Origin of the sequence: Streptomyces sp. WM6378, assembly GCF_001279695.1 — a bacterium.
Lineage (GTDB): Bacteria > Actinomycetota > Actinomycetes > Streptomycetales > Streptomycetaceae > Streptomyces.
The window spans coordinates 1-11221 of the sequence record NZ_LGDD01000051.1 but is presented as its reverse complement, the minus strand read 5'-3'; the positions used below and the strand labels follow the sequence as shown (position 1 = coordinate 11221).

Below are 11221 nucleotides of genomic sequence, written 5' to 3'. Positions count from 1 at the left end.
TTCATCGGCGAACGCCCGGTCAACGCCGCCATCCACCCTGCTGGCCTGCCCATCAACACCTCCGAGGACGAGGTGTTGCAACGACCGGTTGAATCCGCCTTGTACACCGACAGCACCTGGCCACTAAGACCGTGTCCTATGTGGCGAGGCGGACGTTGGTCTGTTCATGGGGCGGGGTACGTGGAGTTGGATTGTTCCGGACGGGCTGTGGGAGATCGCGGAGCCGCTGATCCCACCTTCGAAGGTGCGGCCGCAGAGTGGCGGAACGCAGGACACGCCTGATGAGACGCTGTTCGCGGCCATCATCTACGTCCTGGTCAGCGGCTGCGCCTGGCGCCAACTGCCGCCCTGCTTCGGCATATCGAAGTCGACCGCCCACCGCCGGTTCATGATCTGGTCCAGAGCCGGCGTCTGGGGCCGCCTGCACGAAGCGGCCCTGCGCCGCCTCGACGACGCCGGACTCATCGACGTCACCCGCATCGTCCTCGACACCGCCCACGTCAGGGCTAAAAAGGGGGCGAAGACACAGGTCCGAGCCCCGTGGACCGAGGCAAGCCCGGCTCCAAGATGCACGTCCTGTCGGATGCGAACGGACTGCCGCTTCTCGTCGGCTCTCGGCCGGCACCACCCACGACAGCGAAGGGCTGAAGCCCATGATCGAGGGTCACCAAACGAGACACGACCCCCACCGCGGCCGGTACTTCAAGCCCCAGCGCCTCCACGCCGACAAAGCTTACGACCGTGCCGACCTGCGGAAATGGCTGCACGGCAAGCGGATCGGAGTGCGCATCGCCCGCAAAGGCATTGAATCGAGCGAGCGATTAGGGCGCCGGAGGTGGGTGATCGAACGCACGATGTCGTGGCTATCCGGCTACCGCCGACTCATCCCTCGCTACGAGCGCCATCCCCGCAACTACCTGGCCTTCCTCGGACTCGCCGCCGCCCTCTGCTGCTACAAACGCCTCGTCCGCCTCACCACGCAGGACACGGTCTTAGTCACTTGGACCCGGCGGGTTGAAGAGCAGCAGGTGATGCCCAGAAGCGGCCCCACTGCCGATCACCTGCGGGTCGACTGCGACATGGGGCGACCGCAGACCGTCATCGAATGCCCGTCGGCGCCAGCTACGACCAATTCGACGTGGCCGGATGCCAACGTCAGAGCCATCCCCTGTTATCCAAAGGAACTCATAGCCTTGGAGGTAGCACTGGCAGTACGAGACGGACAGCCGATCCGTCGCCCATCGTGTGCATGCGGGAATTGGCTTTGTTCATGAGAGTGGGGTCTGGCACACGTGTGCCAGACCCCACCTACCAACGTCGAAGCCAACCTCTACACCACGAAGATGCGGATCGTGTACTTCTGGGACTCGCTCACCAACAAGGACGACCTGTTGCTGTCCCAGTCCACACCTACAGCGTCGCCGGCTTCAACACCCTGGCCATGGCGCCCTGATGCCCGTACCTCGATCGAGTCCGAGGCCGAGTCCAGTGGCCGCGGCATGGACCGCTTCACCCTCACAACATCAGGTACACCGGAGAGCATCCCCACGCCCCCGGCCAGGTCGTCACGCAGCGCCTGGGCATCGTCGTGGTCTGCCTACCAGCTCACTCTCCGGGTCCTATCCGAAGGTGCTCCCGTCAGGCTGGATCGTGTGAAATCCCGTGTATGGCACGAGAGCCGGGGGAACGTTGATCGACCCGTCGCTGCGCTGGTTCTGCTCAAGGAGAGCCACTACGGTCCGGCCGATAGGGAGCCCCGAACCATTCAGTGTGGCGACATACTCCTTTGTAGCGCCACGCTTGGCCCGGATACTGGCTCGGCGTCCCTGGAAGTCTCCGCACTCTGACACCGAGGAGATCTCACGAAAGCACTGCTGACTCGGTAGCCAGACCTCAAGGTCATAGGTACGTCGAGCCGCGAACCCAAGATCAGCGGCGCGAAGGTCGACAACGCGGTAGTGAAGCCCGAGCCGCTGGAGACACTCCTCGGCGTGAGCCAGCAGAAGGTTGAACTGCGCACCCACGTCCTCCAACAGGCACAGCCGCACCAGCTCTACCTTGGAGAACTGATGAAGGCGGATCACCCCACGGGTGTCACGTCCATAGGAGCCGGCTTCTGATCGGAAGCACGCGGTATGTGCCGTGAGACTCAACGGGAGGCTGTCCCTTGCCAGGGTCTCATCGCTGTAGAGATTTACGAGCGGGACCTCTGCCGTCGGAACCAGGTACAAGGTGCGGTCTGCCAGCTGGGTGGCAAACAGATCCTCAGCGAACTTGGGTAGCTGCCCCGTGCCTTGCATCGTCTCGGGTGTGACCAGATGCGGAACGCTGTGCTCGACGTATTGGTGTTCCTTAGTGTGCAGATCGAGGAGGAATGAGGCCAACGCACGCTCTAGGACTGCACCTGCGCCACGGAGTACCGCGAAACGCGATCCGGACAGTTTGCTGGCTCTGGAAAGGTCGAGGATGCCAGCCGAAGTGGCCAGGTCGACGTGGTCGCGCGGCTCGAAGTCGAAGTTTGGTTGCTGTCCCCATCGACGGATCTCAACCGGCGGATCCTCTGCCCCACCGTCGGGCGACTCATCCGAGGGAATGTTGGGCACCGCCAGCAGAAAGGTCTTGAGCTCGTTCTCAGCAACTCGCTGTGCCTCATCTGCCGGGTGTATCTGGCTCTTCAGCTCTTTCGCCATAGCGAGGTCGTCCTGTTCCCTGCCACCGCGTTGAGCTGCGAGTTTTCGAGTAACCGAGTTGAGTTTTTGCCTCAATGCCTCTCGGTGCGCGATGGCCTCTGCACGTCGGCGGACAAGCTTCGTCAAAGTCTCCGTATCAAGGGCGTAGCGGCGCCTACTCAGTCGTCGTTCAGCCTGGGCGCCCGGACGCAGCAGCTCCTGAGGGTCGTGCACGGTTTCTCCTTAGTCGGCGAGGGCGCTTTCGATCAGCCGGCCCAGTTGACTGGGGCTCATGTCGACGAGGTCCGGCCAGGCCGTGACGACCGTGTCTGGCCCGCCGGCCTCGAGGAACTTCTCGGCGACCAACTTCTGGTGGTTGCTCCGAAGGGCAGGTCCGATGCCACCGCGGGGAATCGAGTGCTGCTGGGTGTGGAATCTGCCGCCCTTCAGCCTCACGCTCACCCGGGCAGGTGTGGGTTTGGCGGACTCGGTGAAGTCGTCCAAGGGCGCCCCGACAGTCCCGGTCAGATCGACCAAGTCCTGACCACCGAAGTGACGTAGCCAGGCATGGGATCGATCGCCAGCCTGGCGTAGTGCCTCGCCGAAGGGGGCATCGCCGCGCATCAGCGTGCGGGTCATCTCCCGGTCGTGGACGAGCCTTACCTTCTCGGCCAGGTCCCACCGGTGTGTCTCCCCGACAGCGGGAGCAGTGAAATCGTGGATAGACAGGTGGCCCGTAAGTAGTGCAGTGGCAACGGGGTAGGGAGTGGTCAGGACGAGTGCGCCGATCGGCGTCCTAGGGCCGTCGAGATAGGGCTCGGCCTTCCGTGCCGCATACATCGTGTACAGCGAGCCCTCGACGAGGACCTCTTCAACATCGTCCACATTCCATGTCCCCATGCGGTTGTGGAGATCGACCGCGCAGTCGATTGCTGCGTCGATGCCCGGGCCACCGGGGTGGAGTTTGAAGGATAGGGTCTCCGTATGCCAACGCTGCCCCAGTCCGCGGGTTATGACTTCCGGCAGCGGCACGTCTGCGAACTGGCGGAGAAAGCCGTCCTCGTGCTCCAGGACGTCCGCCGCACCGTGGAGTCCTCCATGCGCAGCGTCACATGCGTCCAGTCCCATGCGTACCCCCACAGGCACGTGCAGCAGCCGGGCATCTGTGGTGACAAAGCCGCGCATCAAGGTCCACGGCGGTGCGCTCAATGCGAGGGCTAGCGAATCAGTCCAAACCTCAGCACACGCACGCTCACAGGCAAGCCGAGCAGCGGCGGCTCCCACCACGTGAGTATGCAGGGCTGTCTGGCCGCGAAACGGGCCAAGAGTTGCCGCCGCAGTTACTCGAGCCGCGCATTCATTGGCAAGAATGACCGCGTGCAGAAGTTCAGAGCCGGATAGCCCGAGATGGTGGGCATAAGCCAGTGGGACCCCCACAGTTGAAGGGCCCAAATGCCCTGCATACGCAGTGTCATCCAGGTTCAACCATGCACCGGCCGCAGACAGCACGCGGGCTGACTGCGCCACGTCGTCCTGCCATGGTCGCCCGAGTGCCTGGATGAGCCGCTTGCCGCCTTCTTGGCCAAGGCCGGAGCGTATGGCGGCCAGCTGGGACAGGATGTGGCTCGCCGCAAAGTCCTGAACACGTGTCGGAACATCGGAGAGATGGAGGGAACTTGCCCAGTTGGCGAGTGATGCCAGTTGCCCGCCGCCGGATTTGCCAGTTCCAGACGTTGCGTCCACTTCCAGTCACCCACCCGGCCGCTGGTCGTTCGCGAACACCGGGACTGCGCCGGGAAGGATCCTCACAGTGATGCTGGATCGCTCACTCACCACGACTTCCCCATCGCTTTCGAAGTGCAGGGGGTTTCCATCGGTTCGTTCCAGCGTCACCTGGGTGCCGCGGGCATAGGTGACCCCAGCGTGTCCCAGATGGTCGCCGTTTCGCATCAGCTTCAACGCGGTTTGTGCGGGCAGAGCGGGGTCCAGAACGCACACGTCCAGGAGCCCGTCATCCGGAAGGGAGCGAGGCAGCACGTTGTAGACGCCAGCACGATGACGCCCGCCACCTACGTTCACCAGCGTGGTGGCCCCTGAGTGAATGACTGTCCCGTCAACCAGCACCCGCCCCATATATGGCTCGTATACCTTTAAGACCCTTGATATAGCTTCTTGATATCGTTCACGCCCAGCTACGGATATTGAACGGGATTCAGCCGTCGCTGCCGCGAAGAGCCCCGTGCTGACGCCGAGCATGACAAGTCGTTCCGGAGTGTCGATGCGGACGAGGTCTATTCTTCGCAGTTCGCCGCCAGCACCAGTAAGTGAAGCCCGCAAGGCATCCTGCCACGGTATATCACCCCACAGGGCACGGTAATTAGAATTACCTGTTCCGCCCGGCATGACGATCAAAGACGGCTGATGTGCGCCGTGGAAGATGCCTTCCGCAACCTCCCTTAAGGTCCCGTCTCCACCGACAGAGATTAGAACATCAGGGACGCCGTTGTGTTCTGCTCCTTCTCTCAACAGATCGCCGAGATATTCGGCTGCGTGCCCTTTGCGTTCTGTCCAAAAGACGTCGACTTGCCCAGAGAGATTTGCACACAAGGACTCCATCGAGGCAACATGTGCACGCGTAGTGGAGCCCGCCGCAGGGTTTGCAATGATAGCTACGCGACATTTTCGAGCGTGCGAAAGATCATTGATACCCAAGAGGTCACCGCGATCCACAAGAGAAAATGAAGGAGATTTGACGTTGCGCGGAGAGGGCAGGATTCGAACCTGCGAAGGCCAAAGACCCGACCAAGCATGACGCTCGATCCCCGATAGGCCACTACGGGCACCTCTCCCAAACCGCCCACCCACAAAGGCCGACGGACACTGCGCGGAGAGGGCAGGATTCGAACCTGCGAAGGCCAAAGACCCGACCAAGCATGACGCTCGGCCCCCGATAGGCCACTACGGGCACCTCTCCTCTAGCGTTCTTGCGATTTGGATCGCTGTCGCGCTGTTGATGAATACTCTGCCCTACGTCTCTGACATACACCTGACGTCTTTCTGACGTTTGAAATTATTGAGGTCAGGCCAGTTCCCAAGCTGCGAGTTTGGAATCCTGGATGCATCAAACGGAGTGCAGGAATATTCAGTGCATTTTCTGCGGTGTGACGGCAGGACAGCTCCCGGAAGACCTCCCATGGCCCCTCCGGCACCCAGGGCTGATTCAAAGTCCTGTGGTCGGGACGTCTTTGCAGGTCACGGGAGTTTCAACAGGTCGAGTGGCCGAGTGAACGGCTCGTAGGAGGTCTCCCGGAGCCCGGCGGCGACGTTCGTGTAACCCGCCGTCCGCAGGGTGTTGATCGCCAGGTTCCGGAAGGTGGCCATGTTCGCCGGCCCGTGCCCGGTGCGGACTTTCGAGGCGTCCTCGCTGAACGTCACGTCCCGGACGTGATGGACGGCCTCGATGCCCCACTGGGACCGAGCGATCTTTCCCAGTGCCGCTGGGCGGGCCTGGCGGGAGTCGAGGTCGGTGATCGCGTAGATGGTCTGCCGGGTGGTCCTGCCGGTCTTGCGTCCGGTGCGGTGTCGCAGGATCTTCACCGCCTGCACCGCGAAGGGGAAGCCGAGGTCGAGGTCGGTGATGGTCAGCGCACGGGCTGAGCGGGTCTCGCGGCGTCCGTGGCCGCAGGTGCGGTCGTAGGCCACCTCGCGGCACCTGCTCCACGGCAGATTCCTCAACACCGCGTGGAGGGTGGGCTGGTTGGCCTTGACCACCAGGAAGTAGTGCGCCTGCTTGTCGGTGACGATGTGGCGGGCCTGTTCGCGGGTGGTGTGCAAGGCGTCGGCGGTGACGACGGTGCCGGTCAGGTCGAAGGGGGACAGCAGTGCGGCGAAGGCCGTGACCTCGGTGGTCTTGTCCGGCACGGGTAGTTGGGAGATCACCTGGCCGTCGCTGGTCAGCGCGGAGAGCAGGTGGACGGCGTCGGCGGTCTCGGTGCGCGAGCCGCGGGCGGTCTTGCCGTCGACGGCCACCGCGGCGGTGCCGGCCGGGGTGGCGCCAAGAAGGTCGGCCAGTCCACCGGGGCACACCGCGATGATCACCCGGCGGAGGGTGGCGGTGGACGGCGGGATACGGAGGTTGAAGATGGTGGTGGTGCGGGTGCCGAGGCGGGCCAGGGTGTGCTGCGGAGCGGACCGGGCCCACTGGCCGATCGCGGCGTAGGACTTCGAACCCGCCAGGACAGCCGCGCAGGCAGTGAGCAGGATGCTGACCAAGTGGTGGCGCCTGCCGCGGCGGCCGCGGGGGTCGGGAAGAGCCGTCAGCCGTGCGGTCAGCTGGGACAGCGAACGCTGGTCCGGGGTGGGCGACTTGGTCAGGCAGGGCGTGGCAGACTGGCGGCACATCGAAGCTCCGACGGTTCGGGCGACTTGGAGGTCCCCTTGATCGTCGGAGCTTCGATGCGTGTGGGGCGGGTGTTGTGATGGACCGTCATGATGCTGTGACCTGTGGGTTTACTGGCCCGCCGGGACTATGAATTAGCCCTGCTCCGGCACCAGCGTGTTGCCAGACACGCAGGATTGACCACGGCCGCGTCATTCACGGTGACCACGAAGGCCGAGCCTTCGTACGCTCGGTCAGGTAACCAGCTGTCCTCACGGTGTCGCTCTCGTGTGCTTGCTGCCGCGGGGTGTTCAACGGTGAGTGAGCACTGACCTCAGTGAGCATGTTGACGGTGCCCCAGGCGGGCCGTCGGGCCCGAGTAACGCGCGCTGCTTCGCCCAGGGCGTTGAGGGCCTCGACGAGCGGGGTGGGGCGGGCGGGAACAGGCCCGTGTCCACGTCGACGTGGTACGCGAAATTCATGACACGGCGATGCTAGAGGTCAGTGAGGGCCCTCGCGCGGCGAAGCCAGCCGCGGACAGTGCCGGCGAGGCGGCCAAGGCGGTGGGCGACGGGGCGGTGGAACCACCGCATAGCCGAGTTGGCGGCCGAGACCGACGAGCGTGGGCGCCAGTTGGTGGTTCGCAAAGGCCACCATCGGCCCCGCACCGTGGTCACCGCGGCCGGACCCGTCAAGGTCATCGCGCCGCGAGTGAACGACTGGCATGTCGACGAGGCCACCGGTGAGCGGAAGCAGTTCTCCTCGAAGATTCCGCCGCCGTAGTGCCGCAAGTCACCGAAGGTCAGCGAGGTCCTGCCGCTGCTCTGCCTGCACGGCTCGTCATCCGGGGACTTCGTGCCCGCACTGGAGCGCTTCCTGGGCGGCACGGCGGGGCGTCCGCACGGACGGTGACCCGACTGACGAAGCAGTGGGGGCGAGGACCACGTCGCCTCCAGGCCTAGGATCTGTCCGACCGCGACTTCGTCTACGTGTGGGCCGACGGGGTTCACCCCAGGGTTCGGCTCGGGCAGGCGCACTCGCGTGTCCTGGTCCTGCTCTGCGTCCGCGTCGACGGGACCAAGGAACTGATCGCGCTCGCGGAGAGGCTGCGGGAGACCACCGGATCCTGGGCGGACCTGCTGCGCGACTGTCGGCGCCGCGGCATGAGTGACCCCGAACTGGTGATTGGCGACGGCGCGATGGGAATGTGGCGGGCGCTCGCCGAGGTGTTCCCGGCTTCCCGGCACCAGCGGTGCTGGGTTGACGAGGCCAGAAGTGTCACGAACTCTCTTCCGAAGTCCGCTCAGCCGGGTGCTACGAAGGCGATGCAAGAGATCTACAACGCCGAGGACCGCGCGCATGCCGAGAAGGTGGTCGAGGCGGTCGCGAAGACCTACGGTGTCGAAGGGCCCAAGGCCGTCGCGAAGATCGCCGACGTCCAGGAGGTGCTGCTGGCGCTCTACGACTCCCGCCAGAGCACTGGGGCAACCTGCGGACCACGAACCATTGAGTCGACGCTCTCCACAGTCAAGCTCTGCACCAGGGGCACCCGCGGCGCCAGCAGCCCTCTGCCGCCATCGCCATGCCATGGTGTCTTAAGCTGGTCGAGTCGGCCTAGACCCGCTGGCGGGCGATCACCGAGCCCACCTGGTGCCACTGGTCCTTCTCGGCAGCTACTTCCTCGCTGTCCTCGCCGACACGACCCGCCTCCACTTCCAGTCGAACGCCATTCCCGGAGACGACGGCCAAGACGACGACTACCCCGACGTGACGGTCCTTCTCCTCATCACATCACCGATCGCCGCTGAGCCGACTCTCCGGGCCGACCTGGGGGGCGATCGAAGGACTCACCGGGCTGGCGGCGGCCTCCGTACGCGGTCGGGTGGCCCGGGGGATTCGCACCCCCGGGCCACCCGACCGCACTACGAGGCTGTCGACACCCGACTCAGATCTTCTCGCAACCGAGAAACCGCTGATCCACAGGTACTGACGATTGCTCAAAAACGTCCGTCTTTGTCGAGAGATGGACTGGGGACCTCCGTCTGACCGCGGTGCGTTGATCTTGGCGTGGCTGGTGTGCTCACGGCGTCGGAGCCTTCCTGATAGGCCCGTTCACCGGCCTCAGGCCGAGGCTGTTCCGGAAGCTGGTGACCGTGCTGTGACGCGAAGGAGCAGACGCGAACCGCAGGGGCAGGCCGTGGAGTTCTTCGCTTGAGGACAGGGCACAGCGGGCCGCCATCGGCTATACCGCTCATCGGGCCTCGTCGTTCTGCACCCAGCTCATGAGCTTGCGCAGCTCCTTGCCGGTGGTCTCCAGGAGGTGCTCGGAGTCCTGGGTCTTGTACTCGTTGTACTTCTTCAGACCGCCGTGGTACTCGTCCATCCAGTTCTTGGCGAACGTGCCGTCCTGGATCTCGGCGAGGACCTTCTTCATCTCGGCCTTGGTGTCGGCGGTGATGATGCGGGGGCCGGTGACGTAGTCGCCCCACTCGGCGGTCTCCGAGATCGACCAGCGCATCTTCTCCAGGCCGCCCTCGTACATGAGGTCCACGATCAGCTTCAGCTCGTGGAGGCACTCGAAGTACGCGATCTCCGGCTGGTAGCCCGCCTCGGTCAGCGTCTCGAAACCGGCCTTGACCAGCGCGGCCGTGCCACCGCAGAGGACGGCCTGCTCACCGAACAGGTCGGTCTCGGTCTCCTCGGTGAACGTCGTCTTGATGACGCCGGCCCGGGTGCCGCCGATGCCCTTCGCGTACGACAGGGCCAGCGCCAGGCCGTTACCCTGGGGGTCCTGCTCGACGGCCACGATGCACGGAACGCCGCGGCCCTCCTCGTACTGACGGCGCACCAGGTGGCCCGGGCCCTTCGGGGCGACCATCGCGACGGTCACGTCGGCCGGGGGCTTGATGAAGCCGAAGCGGATGTTCAGGCCGTGGCCGAAGAACAGCGCGTCGCCGTCCTTCAGGTTGTCCTTGATGGACTCCTCGTAGACCTGGGCCTGGATCGGGTCCGGGACCAGGATCATGATGACGTCGGCCTCGGCCGCCGCCTCGGACGGCGTCACCACACGCAGGCCCTGCTCCTCGGCCNNNNGCATGGGCGTGGCCCTGGCTGCCGTAACCGATCACCGCGACCTTGCGGCCCTGGATGATGGACAGGTCGGCATCGTCGTCGTAGAACAGCTCGGCCACTTCGCAGCCTCTTTCGTATCGGAGGAAGGATCACGTTCAGCCCGGGGTCAAACAGCGATGTCGGTGCGTCGTCTCAGGTGATCGCTCGCGGAGTTCCGGCCGCGTGCAATGGCGATAGTGCCGGACCGCACCAGTTCCTTGATGCTGAAGGGTTCCAGCATCCTGAGCATCGCCTCGATTTTGTCACTCGGCCCCGTGGCCTCGATGGTCACGGCGTCTGGCGAGACGTCGACGGTCTTGGCGCGGAACAGCTGGACGATCTCGACGATCTGGGAGCGCGTTTCGTTGTCGGCACGCACCTTCACCAGCATCAGTTCGCGCCGGATGGAAGCGTGGGGGGAAAGCTCGACCACTTTGACGACGTTGACCAGCTTGGCAACCTGTTTGGCGACCTGTTCCAGCGCGTCGTCCGCCGCCTGCACGACGAGAGTGAGCCGGGAGAACTCCGTGTACTCGGTGCTACCTTCGGTGACCGAGTCGATGTTGAAGCCACGGCGCGAGAAAAGGGCTGTGATACGGGCGAGGGCACCTGGGGTGTTCTCCACCAGGACCGACAGCGTGTGCTCGGGCAGCGTGGCAGAGTCACCAAGCATCATTCGTCACCGTCGCCGAAGTCGGGGCGGACTCCGCGGGCGGCCATGACCTCGTCGTTGGAGGTCCCGGCGGCGACCATCGGCCACACCTGGGCGTCCTCGTGAACGATGAAGTCGATCACGACCGGGCGGTCGTTGATCGAGTTGGCCTCCTGGATCGCCTTGTCCAGGTCCTCGGGGCGCTCGCAGCGGATCGCGTAACAGCCCATCGCCTCCGACAGCTTGACGAAGTCGGGAACGCGGGTGCCGCCGCTGGGCCGGCCCTCCTCGGCGATGCCGTCCTCCGGGCCGGAGTGCAGGACCGTGTTGGAGTAGCGCTGGTTGTAGAACAGCGTCTGCCACTGGCGGACCATGCCGAGGGCGCCGTTGTTGATGATGGCGACCTTGATC

The 11221-nt window shown here is 64.6% G+C and carries 7 protein-coding genes, 1 tRNA gene and 4 pseudogenes; 3 read left to right on the top strand and 9 right to left on the bottom strand.

What is annotated here, in order from left to right; genetic code table 11:
• Positions 1-166 precede the first annotated feature (166 nt).
• Positions 167-980: pseudogene (locus ADK54_RS44700) on the top strand (IS5 family transposase); the annotation flags it as partial.
• A gap of 639 nt (positions 981-1619) precedes the next feature.
• Here ADK54_RS44700 and serS read toward each other — a convergent pair.
• From serS to ADK54_RS07735, 6 genes and pseudogenes are all read right to left on the bottom strand, one after another.
• Positions 1620-2903, bottom strand: a complete 1284-nt coding sequence (gene serS / locus ADK54_RS07750; RefSeq protein ID WP_053724790.1) for a serine--tRNA ligase — start codon at positions 2901-2903, stop codon at positions 1620-1622.
• A 9-nt stretch (positions 2904-2912) separates the two neighbouring features.
• On the bottom strand, positions 2913-4412 hold the full coding sequence (locus ADK54_RS07745) for an MmgE/PrpD family protein (RefSeq protein ID WP_234391956.1): 1500 nt from the start codon (positions 4410-4412) through the stop codon (positions 2913-2915).
• 6 nt (positions 4413-4418) lie between these two features.
• Positions 4419-5399 carry a diacylglycerol/lipid kinase family protein gene (locus tag ADK54_RS43040; RefSeq protein ID WP_234391955.1) on the bottom strand — a complete coding sequence of 327 codons (981 nt, stop codon included), beginning with the start codon at positions 5397-5399 and terminating at the stop codon, positions 4419-4421.
• Positions 5400-5429: 30 nt separating this feature from the next.
• Positions 5430-5518: transfer RNA gene (locus ADK54_RS45740), tRNA-Asp, on the bottom strand.
• A 36-nt stretch (positions 5519-5554) separates the two neighbouring features.
• Positions 5555-5643, bottom strand: a pseudogene (locus ADK54_RS45735).
• A gap of 278 nt (positions 5644-5921) precedes the next feature.
• Positions 5922-7070 (bottom strand): ISAs1 family transposase, encoded by a 1149-nt coding sequence (locus tag ADK54_RS07735; RefSeq protein ID WP_234391954.1) that lies wholly within the window; start codon positions 7068-7070, stop codon positions 5922-5924.
• A 559-nt stretch (positions 7071-7629) separates the two neighbouring features.
• On the opposite strand from ADK54_RS07735, the pseudogene ADK54_RS48725 reads away from it, so the two are divergent.
• Positions 7630-8727 (top strand): annotated as a pseudogene (locus ADK54_RS48725) (IS256 family transposase); the annotation flags it as partial.
• A 387-nt stretch (positions 8728-9114) separates the two neighbouring features.
• Positions 9115-9272: pseudogene (locus tag ADK54_RS44695) on the top strand (IS5/IS1182 family transposase); the annotation flags it as partial.
• Positions 9273-9298: 26 nt separating this feature from the next.
• Here ADK54_RS44695 and ilvC read toward each other — a convergent pair.
• From ilvC to ADK54_RS07715, 3 genes are all read right to left on the bottom strand, one after another.
• Positions 9299-10144 (bottom strand): ketol-acid reductoisomerase, encoded by an 846-nt coding sequence (ilvC, locus tag ADK54_RS07725; RefSeq protein WP_420717273.1) that lies wholly within the window; start codon positions 10142-10144, stop codon positions 9299-9301.
• Between the two features lie 141 nt (positions 10145-10285).
• Positions 10286-10810 (bottom strand): acetolactate synthase small subunit, encoded by a 525-nt coding sequence (gene ilvN / locus ADK54_RS07720; protein ID WP_053724793.1) that lies wholly within the window; start codon positions 10808-10810, stop codon positions 10286-10288.
• 20 nt (positions 10811-10830) lie between these two features.
• The coding region (locus ADK54_RS07715) for a thiamine pyrophosphate-dependent enzyme (RefSeq protein ID WP_234391953.1) at positions 10831-11221 on the bottom strand (391 nt) is incomplete at its 5' end.